The 16,324-nt window shown below is 72.7% G+C and carries 17 protein-coding genes; 14 read left to right on the top strand and 3 right to left on the bottom strand.

Going from position 1 to position 16,324, the window contains the following annotated elements:
• Window positions 1–70: 70 nt before the first annotated feature.
• Complete coding sequence (locus tag AIF0345_RS11765; protein WP_285296246.1) at window positions 71–445, bottom strand: hypothetical protein; 375 nt, start codon at window positions 443–445, stop codon at window positions 71–73.
• A gap of 23 nt (window positions 446–468) precedes the next feature.
• The gene (locus AIF0345_RS11760) at window positions 469–2,598 is read right to left on the bottom strand and encodes a PspC domain-containing protein (protein WP_285296245.1); all 2,130 of its coding nucleotides are present in this window, start codon (window positions 2,596–2,598) and stop codon (window positions 469–471) included.
• A gap of 382 nt (window positions 2,599–2,980) precedes the next feature.
• Here AIF0345_RS11760 and AIF0345_RS11755 point away from each other — a divergent pair, with 382 nt between their 5' ends.
• From AIF0345_RS11755 to AIF0345_RS11690, 14 genes are all read left to right on the top strand, one after another.
• Complete coding sequence (locus tag AIF0345_RS11755; protein WP_404975931.1) at window positions 2,981–4,162, top strand: sensor histidine kinase; 1,182 nt, start codon at window positions 2,981–2,983, stop codon at window positions 4,160–4,162.
• Entirely contained in the window at window positions 4,155–4,853 is a 699-nt protein-coding gene (locus AIF0345_RS11750; RefSeq protein WP_285296243.1) for a response regulator, read from the top strand. The genes AIF0345_RS11755 and AIF0345_RS11750 overlap by 8 nt, the downstream gene beginning before the upstream one ends.
• 109 nt (window positions 4,854–4,962) lie before the next feature.
• On the top strand, window positions 4,963–5,697 hold the full coding sequence (locus tag AIF0345_RS11745; protein WP_404975930.1) for an L-threonylcarbamoyladenylate synthase: 735 nt from the start codon (window positions 4,963–4,965) through the stop codon (window positions 5,695–5,697).
• Window positions 5,694–6,830, top strand: a complete 1,137-nt coding sequence (locus AIF0345_RS11740) for an MraY family glycosyltransferase (RefSeq protein WP_043560402.1) — start codon at window positions 5,694–5,696, stop codon at window positions 6,828–6,830. The genes AIF0345_RS11745 and AIF0345_RS11740 overlap by 4 nt, the downstream gene beginning before the upstream one ends.
• On the top strand, window positions 6,827–7,261 hold the full coding sequence (locus tag AIF0345_RS11735; RefSeq protein WP_268916955.1) for a hypothetical protein: 435 nt from the start codon (window positions 6,827–6,829) through the stop codon (window positions 7,259–7,261). Before AIF0345_RS11740 ends, AIF0345_RS11735 begins: the two co-directional genes overlap by 4 nt.
• Before the next feature lie 86 nt (window positions 7,262–7,347).
• Window positions 7,348–8,166, top strand: coding sequence for a F0F1 ATP synthase subunit A (atpB, locus tag AIF0345_RS11730; RefSeq protein ID WP_043560401.1), 819 nt, complete (start codon window positions 7,348–7,350; stop codon window positions 8,164–8,166).
• 60 nt (window positions 8,167–8,226) lie between these two features.
• Window positions 8,227–8,439: an ATP synthase F0 subunit C gene (atpE, locus tag AIF0345_RS11725; RefSeq protein WP_043560398.1), complete on the top strand. Its 213-nt coding sequence runs from the start codon at window positions 8,227–8,229 to the stop codon at window positions 8,437–8,439.
• Window positions 8,440–8,455: 16 nt separating this feature from the next.
• A complete protein-coding gene (locus AIF0345_RS11720) occupies window positions 8,456–9,064 on the top strand; it encodes a F0F1 ATP synthase subunit B (protein ID WP_268916956.1) in 609 nt (202 codons plus the stop codon).
• A complete protein-coding gene (locus tag AIF0345_RS11715) occupies window positions 9,061–9,906 on the top strand; it encodes a F0F1 ATP synthase subunit delta (RefSeq protein WP_043560395.1) in 846 nt (281 codons plus the stop codon). The genes AIF0345_RS11720 and AIF0345_RS11715 overlap by 4 nt, the downstream gene beginning before the upstream one ends.
• A 31-nt stretch (window positions 9,907–9,937) precedes the next feature.
• Window positions 9,938–11,569: a F0F1 ATP synthase subunit alpha gene (atpA, locus tag AIF0345_RS11710; protein WP_043560394.1), complete on the top strand. Its 1,632-nt coding sequence runs from the start codon at window positions 9,938–9,940 to the stop codon at window positions 11,567–11,569.
• Window position 11,570: 1 nt separating this feature from the next.
• Window positions 11,571–12,515, top strand: coding sequence for a F0F1 ATP synthase subunit gamma (locus tag AIF0345_RS11705; RefSeq protein WP_268916957.1), 945 nt, complete (start codon window positions 11,571–11,573; stop codon window positions 12,513–12,515).
• Between the two features lie 50 nt (window positions 12,516–12,565).
• The gene (gene atpD / locus AIF0345_RS11700) at window positions 12,566–14,005 is read left to right on the top strand and encodes a F0F1 ATP synthase subunit beta (RefSeq protein ID WP_043560390.1); all 1,440 of its coding nucleotides are present in this window, start codon (window positions 12,566–12,568) and stop codon (window positions 14,003–14,005) included.
• Window position 14,006: 1 nt separating this feature from the next.
• Window positions 14,007–14,345 carry a F0F1 ATP synthase subunit epsilon gene (locus AIF0345_RS11695; RefSeq protein ID WP_043560386.1) on the top strand — a complete coding sequence of 113 codons (339 nt, stop codon included), beginning with the start codon at window positions 14,007–14,009 and terminating at the stop codon, window positions 14,343–14,345.
• 11 nt (window positions 14,346–14,356) lie between these two features.
• Window positions 14,357–14,764, top strand: a complete 408-nt coding sequence (locus tag AIF0345_RS11690) for a DUF2550 family protein (protein WP_043560385.1) — start codon at window positions 14,357–14,359, stop codon at window positions 14,762–14,764.
• Between the two features lie 104 nt (window positions 14,765–14,868).
• On the opposite strand, the gene AIF0345_RS11685 is transcribed toward AIF0345_RS11690, so the two are convergent.
• A complete protein-coding gene (locus AIF0345_RS11685; RefSeq protein WP_285297939.1) occupies window positions 14,869–16,197 on the bottom strand; it encodes a heparan-alpha-glucosaminide N-acetyltransferase domain-containing protein in 1,329 nt (442 codons plus the stop codon).
• Window positions 16,198–16,324: the final 127 nt, after the last annotated feature.

Genomic DNA, 16,324 nt, shown 5'->3' with positions numbered 1-16,324 from the left:
CGCTGGGCGCAGCGTCAGGGGCCGGACCCGCCAGCGGGTCCGGCCCCTGTCCTGCTCGCCCCCGCCGGGCTCAAGAGCGCGTGGAGCGGCCTCGCGAGTGGGGGAGCAGCGCCGCCACCAGGACGAGGACGCCGGTGCCGGCCAGCAGCACGATCCCCGTGGTGACCAGATCGATGTGCAGACCCACTCCGAAGGCGATGAGCAGCCCGCCCAGCGCCGTCAGGATCAGGCCCCAGGTCAGCGTGCTCCTGCGGATCGGCCTGCGCTTGTCGTGCGGCTGCGGTCCGCGCCCCAGGGAGCCGGCCGTCCAGACCGCGTCCGGGTCGGACGGCGCCTCGGGGGATCGGTCGGTGAGGCCCGCGGGGGCCCTGTCAGGGCTGTCAGGGCTGCCAGGGCTGTTCAGGCTGCTCGCGCCCTCGGTGCTGTTGATGCTGTCGGTGCTCATGGTTCTCTCCTTCAGATGGCGGGTCAGTGCGTCGGGGTGGGTGAGGGCGCATCGGTGGGCCGGGCCGACGTCGTGGGGGACGGCGTCGCTGTGGGCGCCGAGCCGCGGGCCCTCTCCTCCCGGTCCCACGCGGTGGTCAGGCAGCCCTCGTAGGCGGAGCGCTGCCGGCCGGACAGCTCCGAGAGGTCTCGCCAGCTCGCCCAAGGGCGGTCGTCATCGCCGTCATTGTCGTCATCGTCGTTATCGTCGTTATTGTCAAGAACCTGGTCGAGGCAGCTGTCGGCGGTGTCCGAGCTGACGGCCGGGTGAGTCATGCCGGCCACAGGCAGCTCGTCGTGGTAGCCGTTGTCGTCGGTCCAGGAGTCCACGACCCATGTGGAGGTCTCCGTCGAGCCGCTCCAGCGCGTCTGGGAGGAGGACTCCTCGATCTGGATCGCGCCGGTGCCGATCTCGGCGTCGACGTCGATCCGCCCGCGGCCGTCCTGGGCGGCCGGCGAGGTGACTCCGGCGCGCTCGTCGCTCAGGCGCCACCACGAACGGGACGAGGACAGCTCCTCCCCGGTGACCGTGTAGCCCCTGTCGGGGCCGGGCCGCCAGTGGCGGGGCCCGGCGTTCCAGCGGTCGGCGTCCGCGGCGGTGCCGTCCGCGTCCCACATCGAGGCCAGATCGGTCGTGAGCACTCCGAGACCGGCCCGTCCGTCCACGTGGACCGGCTGGCCCTCGCGGGTCTTGACCAGGACGCGCCCGGCGCCGACGGTCAGGTGGACGGCGGTCCCATCGCTGCTCGCCTCCCGCGTGACCTGACGCAGGTCGAGGGTCACCGAGCCGGCCGCGTAGGCGCCCAGATCGATGGTGCCGTCGGAGGCGACCGGGTAGGCCGTCGTACCGGGATTGAGATCGGCGTCGGTGAGCGCAATGGTGACGGGGTGCTTGGGAGTGGGGCCGTTCATGGCCTGCGGGGGCATGAGGGACCCGAGGAAGACCAGGGGCAGGGTCGCGAAGAGGGCCGGCCAGCCGATACCGGTCATCCAGCCGCCGCGCCGGCCCCGCAGCGCCGAGACCACGACGCCGCCGCCCAGCAGCGCGATCAGGCCGCCGCTCGTGAAGAAGACCGCCTGGAAGGCGCTGATGGTGCCGGTCGTGCGTCCCAGGCCCGCGAGCGCCAGGCCGATGAGGGCCAGCCCGATCACCAGGAGGCTCACCGTCCGGCCGGGGCCGGGGACGTGCGGGCGCGGAGACGGCACGGGCCGGGGGCCGTAGCCGGGCCGGAGAGGCGTCCCCGGCCCCATTCCCGCAGGGGGCGCTCCCGCAGGCGTGGTGTGCGCTGCCCGTGCAGCGTGCGCCCCCTCCGCCCACGCGGCCTGCTGCCGGCCCGGATGCGCCGGGCCGGGTCCGGCCGCGGGGCCCGGTCGGCCGAGCCGGCCGGGATGCGGCTGCGGGCCGTACGTCGGCCGCGAGCGCAGCGACCGGACGAGCCAGATGATCGCCCCGACGAACAGGCCAGTCCAGAACAGCGGCCAGAGGACGACCCCGATGATCGGCGCGGGCCCGAAGAAGTAGTGCCAGCCGCCCGGGAACCAGAAGAGGGCCGAGCCGTGGTCCACGGAGGCCAGGCCGGCCAGGAAGACGACGACTGACCCGGCCAGGCCGGCGCTCATGTCGCCCGCCAGGGCCTGCTGGAGGTGGACCCGCCCGTCGGACTCCTCCGGCAGGAGCGCCCAGGCCAGGCCGTAGAGAACCAGGCCGAGGCCGGTGAAGACCGACAGGACGAACCAGATGCAGCGCACGAGCGTGACGTCCACGCCGAGGCGCCGCGCCACCCCGCCCGCGACTCCGCCGAGCCACCGCTGATCGGTGCGCACCAGGCCGGAGCGCCGGATGGAGTCGAAGAAGCCGGAGGCCGCCCCGCGCCGCGGCGGCGGGTAGGCCCACTGGCCGGCGCCCGCGGCGTAGCCGCCGGGAGGAGCCCCGGCAGGGCCCGCTCCGCCCTCGGGGGTGCCGCCGGGTGTCGGGTCTTGTGCGGGCCGGGGAGTCGGGCCGCCGGTGCCGGGCGCGGCGGGAGTCGCGGGAGTCGACTGGGACGGATCGTTGTCGGGCGGTGCCGTCCCGGAGTCGTCATGAGGGTCGTCAGGGGGGATGTCGGAGTTGCTCATGGCTCCATGGTCGCCGTCGGACCCGGCCCCTGACGATCGGGAAAGACCCTGAGACGTCCCCCGATTCCGCTCGCCTCCGCCCTGATTCCTCCCCGCGGCGGACTCGGGGCCCCGCCTGGCGTGCCACGATAGGACCATGACGACCACAGCCCGGGAACAGCCTGCAGGCCGGCCGTCAGCGCAGCCCGTTGCCGGCCCCCCGCCGCCTTGGCTCCCGACCCTTCTGTCGTCCCTGTCGTCTCTGCGCTTCAGCGACGCCGCTCCGCGGCCGCTGCCGCTGCGGCGTCCTCCCCGTCATCCGGCCTCCTCGGCCCCCGCCCGGTTCGGGGCGCCCCCCGCGGGCGGGCCCTCGCGGCAGCGACCCGCCCGCGTCCTGGCGGGCGTGTGCGCCGGTGTCGCCATCCACCTCGGCGCGCCCGTGGCGGTCGTGCGGGTCATCGCCGTCGTGACGGCCCTGGCGGGAGGCGCCGGCCCCCTGCTGTACGTGCTGCTGTGGCTCACCGTCCCGACCGGCGACCCGTGGGCCGAGGCGGCCGGTGCCGTGCCCGCCGGCCGCGCCCGGCTCGCCCACCGTCCGGCCGAGCTCTTCTCGGTCTCCGGCCGTCTGCGCTCCGTCCTCGGCGGAGGGGCCCTCCTGCTCGCCGCCGCTCTGCTCGCCCTGTGGCGCGCTGGGGTCTTCTCCTCCGTGGGCTGGGTCGAGTCCTCCATCAGCTGGGCCGGGCCGCTGGCCGTCACCGGGGCCGGGGCCGCGCTCGCATGGTCCCAGGTCGATGCCGTCACCGGGCCCGGACGCGATATCGGCGCCCGCCTGCGCATGGCCGGGGGCGTCGCCCTGGCGGCCGTCGGTATCCTCATGTGGATGAGCCGCGGCACCGCTCCGGCCGACCTGCTCGCGGGCGCCCTGACCGGCGCCGCCCTGGTGGTGGGCATCGGGCTCGTCCTGGCCCCGCTGTGGCTGCGCACCAACCGGGCCCTGGCCGATACCCGCGCCGCCGAGGTCCGCGAGGCTGAGCGCGCCGACATCGCCGCCCACCTGCACGACTCGGTCCTCCAGACCCTCACTCTCATCCGCAAGCGCGCCGACGAGCCCGCCGCCGTCGCCCGCCTCGCCCGCTCCCAGGAGCGCGAGCTGCGCGCCTGGCTCTACACCGACCGGCCCGAGGCGGGCACCTCGGTGGCCGACGCCATGCGCGACCTGGTCGGGGAGGTTGAGGACCGCTACGGCGTGGAGGTCGAGCTGGTGGTGGTGGGCGACCGCGTCCCGGACCGCGCCACCGAGGTCATCGTCGCCGCCGCGCGCGAGGCCCTGTCCAACGCCGTGCGCCACGGCGCCCCGCCGGTGTCCGTCTACGCCGAGCTCAGCGACAGGCGGATGGAGGTCTTCGTGCGCGACCGCGGCCCCGGCTTCGACCTCGACGCCGTGGCCCCCGACCGCCACGGCGTGCGCGAGTCCATTATCGCCCGCATGGACCGCCACGGCGGCACCGGCGCCGTGCGCCGCCTCGCCCAGGGCACCGAGGTCAGCCTCTCCCTTCCCACCCCTCCCAAGGAGCATCATGACTGAGCCCGCCAGGCCCGCCGATCCCACCGCCCCCTCCGCGCCCCTGCGCGTCCTGGTCGTCGACGACCACGCCCTGGTGCGCGCCGGGGTGCGCTCCGAGCTCTCCGCCCACGCCGCCGACCTCGACGTCGTCGGGGAGGCCGACGACGTCGAGGGCGCCGTCGCCGCCGTGCACGCGCTGGCCCCCGACGTCGTCCTGCTCGACGTGCACCTGCCGGGCGGCGACGGCGGGGGAGGGGCCGAGGTGGTGGTCTCCTGCCAGGACGTGCCGGCCACGCGCTTCCTGGCCCTGAGCGTGTCCGACGCGGCCGACGACGTCGTCGGCGTCATCCGCGCCGGGGCGCGCGGCTACGTCACCAAGGCGATCTCGGCGGCCGACCTGGCCCAGGCGGTGCGGCGCGTGGCCGCCGGGGACGCCGCCTTCTCCCCGCGCCTGGCCGGCTTCGTGCTCGACGCCTTCGGCGCGGGAGCCGGAGAGGTGGCCGTGGCGGACTGCGAGTTCGACCGCCTGTCGGCCCGGGAGCGGGAGGTCATGCGGCTCATCGCCCGCGGCTACACCTACCGGGAGTGCGCCTCCGAGCTGTTCATTAGCATCAAGACGGTGGAGACCCACGTCTCGGCGGTGCTGCGCAAGCTGCAGCTGTCCAACCGCAACGAGCTCACCCGCTGGGCCGCCGCCCGCCACCTCGTGTGACCCCGGCGGCAATGCGGCAGCCGTTGCGCCCGCCACCTAGACGCGGGCGCAACGCCGTCCTCGCGTCCCGCCGGGCCCCGCTCGGCAGATCCGTGGGAGGATGGCCGCCGTGACGGAGCAGCCAGATCACGATACCCGCGCAACGCAGGCGGCCCGGACGCGCCGGCGCCCGGCGCCGCCCCCGGCGGTGGAGCGCACCACCGCGCACGTGCGCAGCGGCGGCCTGCTCGTCCTGCCCACCGACACCGTCTACGGCATCGGCGCCCTGGCCCGCGACGCCGGCGCCGTCGCCCGGCTCCTGGCGGCCAAGGGGCGCGGGCGCCGGATGCCCCCGCCGGTCCTGGTCGCCGGCGCCGACCAGCTCGACGGCGTCGTCGCCGGCACCCCGCCCGCCGCCCGCGCCCTGATCGAGGCCTGCTGGCCCGGAGCGCTCACCCTGGTGCTGGACGCGGCCCCCCGCCTGAGCTGGGACCTGGGCGAGACCGGCGGCACCATCGCGGTGCGCATGCCCGACCACCCGCTGACCCTGGCGCTGCTGCGGGCCACCGGGCCCATGGCCGTCACCAGCGCCAACCGCACCGGCCGGCCCCCGGCCACCGACGCCGCCTCCGCCCGCGCCGCCTTCCCCTCCGGCGGCGACGGCCCGGGGGACATCGTCGTGCTCGACGGCGGCCCCACGCCCGGACCCGTGCCCTCCACGATCGTGTCGCTGGCCGCCGACCGCGCCGAGGCGCCGGTGGTGCTGCGCGACGGGGTCCTCTCGCGCGCCGCCCTGGCCGCCGTGCTGCGCGCCGCGGGGGCGGCGGCGCCGGCCGGTGCGGCGGACGGGGAGGACGGGGCATGAGGGTCTACCTGCTGGTCCTCCTGGTCGCGGCGGCGGTCACCTACATGGCCGTCCCGATCGTGCGGCACGTCGCGCTGGTGTCCAACGCCCTGACCCCGGTGCGCGCCCGCGACGTCCACTCCACCCCGATCCCCCGGCTCGGGGGCGTGGCCATGTTCGCGGGCTTCGCCTCCGCCGTGACGGTGGCCTCCCAGGTGCCCTACCTGGCCGGAGTCATCGACTCCTCCGCGTGGGCGGTCGTGCTGGGGGCGGGCATGGTGTGCCTGCTGGGGGTCGTCGACGACCTGTGGGAGCTGGACTGGTGGGCCAAGCTCTCCGGGCAGATCCTGGCGGCCGGCGTCATGGCCTGGCGGGGGGTCCAGCTCATCACCTTCCCGGTGGGCGGGGTCACCCTGGGGTCCTCGCGGCTGAGCCTGGTCTCCACCATCGTGGTGGTGCTGGCGGTCATCAACGCGGTCAACTTCGTCGACGGGCTCGACGGCCTGGCGGCCGGCATCATCGGCATCGGCGCCAGCGCCTTCTTCCTCTACGTCTACGTGCTCACCCGCACCACCCAGCCCGCCTCCTACACGTCCCTGGCCGCCACCGTGATCGCCGCCCTGATCGGGATCTGCGTGGGCTTCCTGCCCCACAACTTCCACCCGGCCACCATCTTCATGGGCGACTCCGGCTCCATGCAGCTGGGGCTGATCTCGGCGGCCGGGACCATTATCGTCACCGGCCAGATCGATCCGCTGTCCATCGAGGGCACGACGGCCGTGCCCGTGTTCCTGCCGGTGCTCATCCCCCTGGCGGTGCTGCTGCTGCCCCTGACCGACATGGTGATGGCGATCACGCGGCGCACCTGGGCCGGGCACAGCCCCTTCCATCCCGACCGCATGCACATGCACCACCGGCTGCTGGCCGCCGGCCACTCGCACCGTCGGGCCGTGCTGGTGATGTACGTGTGGGCGGCCCTCATCTCCTTCTCCTGCGCCGCCATGGCCTTCTTCCCGCTGCCCGCCGTCCTGGCGGGCGCCGGCGTCGGCGTGGTCGTGGCGCTGGTGATCACCGCCGACATGATGCCGGGCCTGCGCCAGTCCTGGGCGCGGCGCCTGGGCGCCCGGCACGTCAGGAGAGGACCTCGTCGATGAGTCCGGTGAGTACTGCGCGCACGCACCAGGAGGTCTTCCGGCGCGCCGCCGCTCGCACGGGAGCGGTCGGCGGGGCGCTGGCGGCCATCGGCCTGCTCGCCGGGCTCCTGGCGGGCGGGCGGGCCTGGAACGGTGCCGCCTGGGGCGCGGGCGCGGGCGCGCTCCTGACCGCGATCACGGCCGCCGCCCTGGCCGTGCCCTGGGACCGTTTCCCGCTGCTCGCCTCCAGTGGCGTCATGGCGTCCTTCGCCGGCAAGGTCGTGGTCATGGTTGGCGTGGTGGTGCTGGCTGGGCCGCACAGGTCCGCCATGTCTCCGGCGTGGTTCCTGGTCACGCTGGCGGCGGTGCTGGTGGGCGTCACCGCCACTGAAATCGTCTCTCTGGCCAATGGACGGGCTCTAACGGTCGAATCTGAGACGCAGGGCGAGTAAGGTGTTGCTCGGCGTCCCGCAGTTCGGTGCCCGTTCCAGGCGGAGCTGCCTACGACGCCCCGACTCGTCCCGAAGGAGGCCTGGCAATGACGAGCGCGACTCTGGCCGCCGGACTGGCGGCGGTCGCCCTGCCCGCTGAGGGCGGTTTCGAGCCGCCGTCCCTGAACGACTTCTTCCCGACGGCCTTCCTGCTCGCGGGGACACCGTTCGCCGTCAACCGCATTATGATGGTGCGGCTCATTATGACTGGCGTCCTCGTGCTCTTCTTCGCCGTGGGCGCCGCCCGCGCCAGGGTCGTGCCGGGCCGCTTCCAGAACGTGTGCGAGATGCTCCTCGACTTCGCCCGCGTCAATATCGCCGAGGAGATTATCGGCAAGCGTCGGGCCCAGCCCTACGTGCCCATTATCACCACGATCTTCCTGGGGGTGCTCTTCCTCAATATCTCCGGCGTCATCCCCGGCCTCAACATCGCCGCCACCAGTGTGATCGGCATGCCGATCATCTTCGCCGCGGTGGCCTACATCGCCTTCTTCTACGCCGGCATCAAGAACCACGGCATCGGCGGGTTCCTGCGCAGCGCCGTGCTGCCCTCGGGGGTGCCGAAGGTCCTGTGGATCCTCATCATCCCCATCGAGTTCCTGTCCAACCTCATTATGCGTCCGGTGACCCTGACCATCCGGCTCCTGGCCAACATGGTCTCCGGGCACTTCCTGCTCGCCCTGTGCTACGCCGCCACGAGCGCCCTGTTCTTCACCGCCGCCGGCGCCCTCAAGGGCCTGGGCGTGGTGACCTTCGGGGTCGCCCTGGCCTTCGTCCTGTTCGAGGTCTTCGTCGCCTCCCTCCAGGCCTACATCTTCGCCCTGCTCACCGCCGTCTACATCGAGTCCTCGATCAATACGCACTAGACCCCGAGAACAAGCCCCCGGGCCCGCCCGGACACCCGATCCCCAAGGAGAGAACCAACTATGGTAAGTGGAAGCATTGCGACCATTGGTTACGGCCTGGCCACCCTCGGCCCCGGCATCGGCATCGGCCTGGTCGTGGCCAAGACCCAGGAGGGCACCGCCCGCCAGCCCGAGGTCGCCGGCGCCCTGCGCACGAACATGTTCATCGGCGCCGCCCTTATCGAGGCCCTCGGTCTGCTCGGCTTCGCCGCGGGCTTCGCCTTCACCTCCTGAGCGCGGGCGGTCCTGTATGACCCCCGTACTCACTCCACTGCATCCGGCGCTGGTCGCCGCTCCCGCGGCGGGCGGCGAGGGCAGCCACAACCTGCTGCTGCCCGAGCCCCCCGACCTGCTGTGGGGCACGGTCGCCTTCCTCATTATCGCGATCGTGCTCATCAGGTACGCCCTGCCCCGCTTCACCACGGTCCTCGACGAGCGCACCCGCCGCATCCAGGAGGGCCTTGAGTTCGCCGAGAAGGCCAAGGGGGACCATGCCGACGCCGAGCTCAGGGCCTCCCGCCTGCTCGAGGACGCCCGCCGCGAGGCCGCCAAGATCCGCGAGGACGCCCAGGCCGAGGCCAAGGAGATCATCGCCACCGCACGCGAGGCCGCCCAGGGCGAGGCCGGCAAGGCCATGGACGCCGCCGAGCGCCAGATCCAGGCGGACAAGCAGGCCGCCCAGATCAGCCTGCGCACCGACGTCGGGCTCCTGGCCTCCTCCCTGGCCGAGAGGATCGTCGGCGAGCACCTGAAGGACACCGAGCTGTCCGCGCGGGTCATCGACCGCTTCCTCGACGAGCTCGAGGCGGCGCCCGCCGGTGAGCGGCGCGCCACCACCGGGGACGGGGCGGTCCGGTGAGAACCGGGACCGCCGCCAGCCGCGCCTCCGCTGCCGAGGCCTGGGCTCCCGTCCTGGCCTCGGCGGGCGTGCAGGGTCAGGAGCTCGGCGAGGAGATCCTGACCCTTGCGCACGAGGTCGCCGCCAACCCGCTGCGCGGACCGCTGACCGACCCCGGTCGCGAGCCCGACGACAAGGCGGTGCTGGCGGCCCGCCTGTTCGCGGGACGGATGGACGAGCGCGTCGTCGCCCTCATCCAGGCCCTCGTCCGCGGGCGCTGGTCGCGGCCCGTCGACCTCATCACCGCCCTGCACGACCTGGGCGTCCAGGCCATCCTCGCCGGAGCGCGCGCCGGCGGCACCCTTGAGGACGTCGAGCAGGAGCTCTTCGCCGTCCGGCGGGTCCTGGCCGACAGCCGGGAGATCCGCGTCGCCCTCGAGCCCTCGCGGCGCATCAGCAAGGAGGAGCGCGTCCGCCTGGCCCGCCGCCTGTTCGCCTCGCGCATCTCCGGGCCGGCGATGAGCCTGGTCGTCTGGTGCGTGCGGCACCAGCCGGAGATCGCCGTCGGCGGAGTGCCCTACAACCTGCGCCGGGTCACCGAGCTGGCCGCCGACCTGCAGAACCGCACCATTGCCGACGTCGTCACCGCCATTCCGATGACGAGGGCCCAGGAGGCGCGCCTGCGCGCCATCCTCGCCGGCCGCATCGGCACCGACATCGAGCTCAACACGACGGTGGACCCCTCGGTCATCGGCGGGGTCAGGGTCTCCGTGCGCGACCTCGTCATGGACTCCACCGTCCGCAGCAACGTCGCCGCACTGCGCACCCGGCTCACGGGCCGAGCCCATCCACAGACTTCCTGAGCACACTGAGCACACAGCAAGGAGACGACAGATGGTAGAGCTGACCATCAGGCCGGAGGACGTCCGTTCGGCCCTGGACGAGTTCGTCGCGTCCTACAAGCCCGCGCAGGTCGCGGCGGAGGAGGTCGGTTACGTCGTCTTCGCCGCCGACGGCATCGCCCACGTCGAGGGGCTGCCCGGTGTCATGGCCAACGAGCTCCTCGCCTTCGAGGACGGCACGGCCGGCCTGGCGATGAACCTCGACGAGCGCGAGATCGGCGTCGTCGTCCTGGGAGACTTCGCGGGCATCGACGAGGGCCAGACCGTGCGGCGCACCGGGGAGGTCCTGTCCGTGCCCGTCGGGGACGGCTACCTCGGCCGCGTCGTCGACCCCCTGGGCCGCCCCATCGACGGCCTGGGCGAGATCCGCACCGAGGGGCGGCGCGCCCTGGAGCTCCAGGCGCCCGGCGTCATGTCCCGCAAGTCGGTCCACGAGCCGCTGCAGACCGGGCTGAAAGCCATCGACTCCATGATCCCCATCGGCCGCGGCCAGCGCCAGCTCATTATCGGTGACCGCAAGACCGGCAAGACCGCCATCGCGCTGGACACGATCCTCAACCAGAGGGCCGTGTGGGAGACCGGCGACCCCGCCCAGCAGGTGCGCTGCATCTACGTGGCCACCGGCCAGAAGGGCTCGACCATCGCCTCGGTGCGCTCCGTCCTGGAGGAGCGCGGCGCCCTGGAGTACACCACGATCGTCGCCTCCCCGGCCTCCGACCCCGCCGGGTTCAAGTACCTGTCCCCGTACACCGGCAGCGCCATCGGGCAGCACTGGATGTACTCCGGCAAGCACGTGCTCATCATCTTCGACGACCTGTCCAAGCAGGCCGAGGCCTACCGCGCCGTCTCCCTGCTCCTGCGCCGGCCGCCGGGCCGCGAGGCCTATCCGGGCGACGTCTTCTACCTGCACTCCCGCCTCCTGGAGCGCTGCGCCAAGGTGTCCGACGACCTGGGCGCCGGGTCGATGACCGGCCTGCCGATCATCGAGACGAAGGCCAACGACGTCTCCGCCTACATCCCCACCAACGTCATCTCCATCACCGACGGGCAGATCTTCCTCCAGTCCGACCTGTTCAACTCCGACCAGCGGCCGGCCGTCGATGTCGGCATCTCGGTGTCCCGCGTCGGCGGCGCCGCCCAGGTCAAGGCCATGAAGAAGGTCGCCGGCACGCTCAAGATCACCCTGGCGCAGTACCGCTCCATGCAGGCCTTCGCCATGTTCGCCTCCGACCTGGACGCCGCCACCCGCCAGCAGCTGACCCGCGGCGCGCGCCTCATGGAGCTGCTCAAGCAGCCGCAGTTCACGCCCTATCCGGTCGAGGAGCAGGTCGCCAGCGTGTGGACCGGGACCAATGGCTACCTCGACGACCTCGACGTCGCCGACGTCCTGCCCTTCGAGGCCGCCCTCCTGGACCACCTGCGCCGCAACACCGAGATCCTGGGCGCCATCCGGGACAGCGGCGTCCTCGACGAGGAGACCGAGAAGGCGCTGCGCGCCGCGGTGGAGTCCTTCCGCAGCACCTACCTGGCCGGGGGCAAGATGCTGTCCGGCGAGGTCGCCGCCGCGGAGGAGGAGGTCCCCGCGGAGCACACGACCGAGCAGATCGTCCTCAAGAGGGGCTGACGTGGCAGGCAACCAGCGCGTCTACAAGCAGCGCATCCGATCCACCCAGACCCTCCAGAAGGTGTTCCGGGCCATGGAGCTCATCGCCTCCTCCCGGATCGGTGCCGCACGCCGCAACGCGCAGGAGGCGAGTCCCTACGACCACGCCCTGTCCGAGGCCGTGGCCGCCGTGGGCACCTACACGCACCTGGACCACCCGGTCGTCCAGGAGCGCAGGGACACCAACCGGGTCGCCGTCCTGGTCGTCACCTCCGACCGCGGCATGGCCGGCGCCTACTCGGCGACGATCCTGCGCGAGTCCGAGCGGCTCATCGACCAGCTCATTGAGAACGGCAAGGAGCCGGTGATCTTCACCTTCGGGCGGCGCGCCCACTCCTACTTCACCTTCCGCGAGCGGACGGTGGAGTACTCCTGGATCGGCGAGTCCGACCGCCCCTCCGACGCCGCCATCGACGAGGTCGCGACCGTGCTCCTGGACTACTTCCTCACCTCGGCCTCGGCCGGAGGGGTGGCCTCGGTGCACATCGTCTTCACCCGCTACGTCTCCATGGTCGCCCAGGTCCCCGAGGTGCGCCGCATGCTGCCGCTGACCGTCGTCGACGTCGATGGGCCCGGCGAGCTCAACCGGGAGGACATCGCCGCCACACAGCCGCGGGTCCACCCCGAGGCGACGGGGGCCGAGCCCCTGTACGACTTCGAGCCCTCCACCTCCGAGGTCCTCGACGGCCTGCTCACCCGCTACGTCCGCTCGCGCATCCGTAACGCCCTGCTCCAGGCGGCCGCCTCCGAGCTCGCCAGCCGCCAGCAGGCCATGCACACCGCCACGGACAACGCCGAGGACCTCATCAACACCTACACCCGCCTGGCCAACGCGGCGCGCCAGGGCGACATCACCCAGGAGATTACGGAGATCGTCTCGGGTGCCGACGCCCTGGGAGCCGAGTAGGCGGGACCACAGACCCCAGCTCTGGCAGAACGGACACGGAAGAACGCATCATGGCTGACACCACCACTCCCGGTACCGGGCGCGTCACCCGGATCATCGGCGCTGTCGTCGACGTCGAGTTCCCGCCGGACGCGATTCCGGCGATGTACAACGCCCTCAAGGTGACCATCCAGGCGACCGGCGAGGGCGAGGAGCCGCACGAGATCACCCTCGAGGTCGCCCAGCACCTGGGCGACAACGTCGTGCGCACGATCTCCCTGAAGCCCACCGACGGCCTCGTGCGCGGCTCGGTGGTGCGCGACACCGGCGCCCCCATCTCGGTGCCCGTCGGCGACATCACCAAGGGCCACGTCTTCAACGTCACCGGCGAGATCCTCAACCTCGGCCCCGGCGAGCACCTGGAGATCTCCGAGCGCTGGCCCATCCACCGTCAGCCCCCGGCCTTCGACCAGCTGGAGTCCAAGGAGCAGATGTTCGAGACCGGCATCAAGGTCATCGACCTGCTCACCCCCTACGTCCAGGGCGGCAAGATCGGCCTGTTCGGGGGCGCCGGCGTGGGCAAGACGGTCCTCATCCAGGAGATGATCCAGCGCGTGGCCCTCGACCACGACGGCGTGTCCGTCTTCGCCGGCGTGGGCGAGCGTACCCGCGAGGGCAACGACCTCATTGTGGAGATGGGCGAGGCCGGCGTCTTCGACAAGACCGCCCTGGTGTTCGGCCAGATGGACGAGCCGCCGGGCACGCGCCTGAGGGTGGCCCTGTCCGCCCTGACCATGGCCGAGTACTTCCGCGACGTCCAGCACCAGGACGTGCTGCTGTTCATCGACAACATCTTCCGCTTCACCCAGGCCGGCTCGGAGGTCTCCACGCTGCTGGGCCGCATGCCCTCGGCCGTGGGCTACCAGCCCAACCTGGCCGACGAGATGGGCCTGCTCCAGGAGCGCATCACCTCGGCCGGCGGCCACTCCATCACCTCCCTGCAGGCCATCTACGTGCCCGCCGACGACTACACCGACCCGGCCCCGGCCACGACCTTCGCCCACCTGGACGCCACCACCGAGTTGTCCCGCGAGGTGGCCGCGCGCGGCATCTACCCCGCCGTGGACCCGCTGGCCTCCACCTCGCGCCTGCTGGCCCCGCAGTACGTGGGTCGGGAGCACTACGAGGTCGCCACCCGCGTGAAGTCGATCCTCCAGAAGAACAAGGAGCTCCAGGACATTATCGCGATCCTGGGCATCGACGAGCTCTCCGAGGAGGACAAGGTCACCGTCGGCCGGGCGCGGCGCATCGAGCAGTTCCTCTCCCAGAACATGTACATGGCGGAGAAGTTCACCGGCGTGCCCGGCTCGACGGTGCCCGTGGCCGAGACGGTCGAGGCGTTCAAGCGCATCGCGGACGGCGACTACGACCACCTGCCCGAGCAGGTCTTCTTCAATATCGGCGGCATCGACGACCTGGAGCGTCGCGCGGCCGAGAGCACGGCGGCCTGACATGGCTGGGCCGCTGAGTGTGGAGGTCGTCTCCCGCTTCGGCGGGGAGGCCTGGAGCGGGCAGGCCAGGCAGGTCACGGTTCCGCTGGTGGACGGCGAGCTCGGGGTCCTGCCGGGGCGTCAGCCGATCCTGGCGATCGTGGGTCGTGGTACTGTGCGAATCACCTCCCTGGACGACGGGCCCGTCGAGGTCCCGGTTGCCGGCGGTTTCTGCTCGGTGGACCACGACACCGTCACCGTGGCGGCCGATGTCGCCGGGGAGGAGGCGAGGGACACCGGGGCCGACGACGCGCCGGCCGAGGACATAGGTGTTCCCGATATCCCGGATATCGAGGACTGAGGAGAGCATCCATGGGACATTCGGTCTGGACGGCGGTGGGCGCGGCGGCGCTCGTCGTGCTCGTCCTGACCGGGGTCTTCATTGTCCGCCTGCGCTACCTGGCCGGGCGCGTGGGCTCCTTCGAGTGCGCCCTGCGACGGCCCGGGCGCACCCGCTGGACCAGCGGCATCGCCACCTTCGGCGGGGACTCGGTGGACTGGACGCGACTGATCTCGCTGTCGGTGCGGCCCCGCTACCATTTCGAGCGCGCCGACATCGAGCTCGGCAGGGTCCGCCACCGGGGAGCGGGCGGGCGCGTCGTCGATGTCGAGTGCACCTACCGCGGCGAGCACTTCGATCTGGCCATGATCGAGGACTCGCACTCGGCGATGGTGGCCTGGCTCGAGGCCGCCGCCCCGACACAGCCGAGGTTCCTCTGAGCCCGCCTCGGCACCGACGGTGTGGCGGCCCGTGCGACTACGGGCCGCTGAGAGCGGGGCGGAGCTGACTGGTTTCGGGGCGGTCGGCGGTCGGCCGGTCCGTGTCACGGCCGGGCGCGGGTCGCGCGCACGGAGATGACGTGGACGAGGTGCTCCAGCGGACCGCGGGCGAAGACGGCGAACCAGGCCATGGCGAAGGCGACGAACCCGATCGACATGGCGCCCCAGGCCAGGTTGCTCTTCGAGCTCAGGGCATCGGTCCAGATGAGGAGCGCCCAGGCGGCGAGCACGTGCCCGCAGTAGACGGTCAGCGACATCGACCCCACGGCCGCCAGCGGGGCGATCAGCCGGCGCAGACGGCGGGAGAGAAGCTGAAGAAGAGCGAAGGCGACCATGGCCGTGCCGCCGGAGCCCGCCGCCTCGAAGGGCGTGTCCGTGTGCGGGCCCGCGGTGGCCAGGGACTCGAGGGAGAAGGATGCGGACGCGCCGATGGCCCCCTTCCCGCCGCCGGCGTCGATGCCTTCGCCGTCCCCGGGCGCGGTCTCGATCGGGTCGGCGGAGGGCGTCGGCCCCGCCGCCGGCTCCGGCGTCGTGCCCGCGCCGAACCCGGCGGCGTCGGGCCCGACCGACGAGCCGGCCCGCCCACTGCGGCCGACCGCCGGATCGAGGCGGCCCGGCCCGGTGGAGCACTGGGCGGGTTCGGCGGGGGAGACCAGGTGATAGGGATCGGGGCCGTCCGGGGCCGCAACGCTGCTGGCGGCCCAGCCGCCGCCGTAGCCGACGACGGCGCACAGCACGCCGACCGCGGCCAGGCGCCACAGGTTGCGCGAGCGCGACCAGTCCAGGCGGGACAGGCCCAGCCCCAGGAAGATGTAGGCCATCCACAGCGCGCCGGGGTACAGCCCGGTGATGAGGAAGGAGATGACGGCGATATTGCCGTCCGTCAGGAACGGCTGGGCGGTCATCCCCAGAGAGTCCAGCACGACGGGAAGGCCGATCTTGATCACAGGGCCGACTGCCGCGGTGACGGCCGCCAGGACGAACAGGCTCCGGGGGCGCCACGCGAGGAAGGGCAGGGCCAGGGCGAGCCAGGCGGCGTAGTAGCCCAGGATGACTCCTACCGGCGGGCCGAGCACCGCCAGGCACGTGCCCAGCACCAGCAGCAGTGCGCAGCGCACGAGGATCCGCAGGCGGGTGCGCACCAGGGCCTCGCCGGTGTGGGGGCGCGTGCGCCCGGACATGATGCCCAGCGAGAACCCGGCGATGACGGCGAAGAGGACCGCGGAGCGGCCGTGCGCCTGATTGAGCACGCCGGACAGGGACGTCAGCCCGCAGGTCGTGAAACCCACGTGCGCCGCCATCATCCCGAGCAGCGCCAGCCCGCGGGCGGCGTCGAGCCCGCCGAGGCGGTCGGGCCCGGCGGTCCCGGTCAGGTAGGCGCCGCGGCGCCGGGGCAGGGGCCACCCTTAGCGCACCGCCTCCGAGTGCGACGGCGGCGGGGTGGTATCGGAAGTCGCAGAAGTCACGGGGGATATGATGAGCATGCCCGAGGGGTTTGCG

It is taken from the genome of Actinomyces israelii (genome assembly GCF_030253495.1).
Lineage (GTDB): Bacteria > Actinomycetota > Actinomycetes > Actinomycetales > Actinomycetaceae > Actinomyces > Actinomyces israelii.
Note: the sequence above shows the minus strand (reverse complement) of the source record. Positions and strands in the feature narration are given on the sequence as shown.

What these genes read in the sequence shown, in the direction of transcription:
- AIF0345_RS11765 (WP_285296246.1), bottom strand. Translation starts at nt 445, where the DNA reads ATGAGCACCGACAGCATCAACAGCACCGAGGGCGCGAGCAGCCTGAAC.
- AIF0345_RS11760 (WP_285296245.1), bottom strand. Translation starts at nt 2,598, where the DNA reads ATGAGCAACTCCGACATCCCCCCTGACGACCCTCATGACGACTCCGGG.
- AIF0345_RS11750 (WP_285296243.1), top strand. Translation starts at nt 4,155, where the DNA reads ATGACTGAGCCCGCCAGGCCCGCCGATCCCACCGCCCCCTCCGCGCCC.
- AIF0345_RS11740 (WP_043560402.1), top strand. Translation starts at nt 5,694, where the DNA reads ATGAGGGTCTACCTGCTGGTCCTCCTGGTCGCGGCGGCGGTCACCTAC.
- AIF0345_RS11735 (WP_268916955.1), top strand. Translation starts at nt 6,827, where the DNA reads ATGAGTCCGGTGAGTACTGCGCGCACGCACCAGGAGGTCTTCCGGCGC.
- atpB (WP_043560401.1), top strand. Translation starts at nt 7,348, where the DNA reads ATGACGAGCGCGACTCTGGCCGCCGGACTGGCGGCGGTCGCCCTGCCC.
- atpE (WP_043560398.1), top strand. Translation starts at nt 8,227, where the DNA reads ATGGTAAGTGGAAGCATTGCGACCATTGGTTACGGCCTGGCCACCCTC.
- AIF0345_RS11720 (WP_268916956.1), top strand. Translation starts at nt 8,456, where the DNA reads ATGACCCCCGTACTCACTCCACTGCATCCGGCGCTGGTCGCCGCTCCC.
- atpA (WP_043560394.1), top strand. Translation starts at nt 9,938, where the DNA reads ATGGTAGAGCTGACCATCAGGCCGGAGGACGTCCGTTCGGCCCTGGAC.
- atpD (WP_043560390.1), top strand. Translation starts at nt 12,566, where the DNA reads ATGGCTGACACCACCACTCCCGGTACCGGGCGCGTCACCCGGATCATC.
- AIF0345_RS11695 (WP_043560386.1), top strand. Translation starts at nt 14,007, where the DNA reads ATGGCTGGGCCGCTGAGTGTGGAGGTCGTCTCCCGCTTCGGCGGGGAG.
- AIF0345_RS11690 (WP_043560385.1), top strand. Translation starts at nt 14,357, where the DNA reads ATGGGACATTCGGTCTGGACGGCGGTGGGCGCGGCGGCGCTCGTCGTG.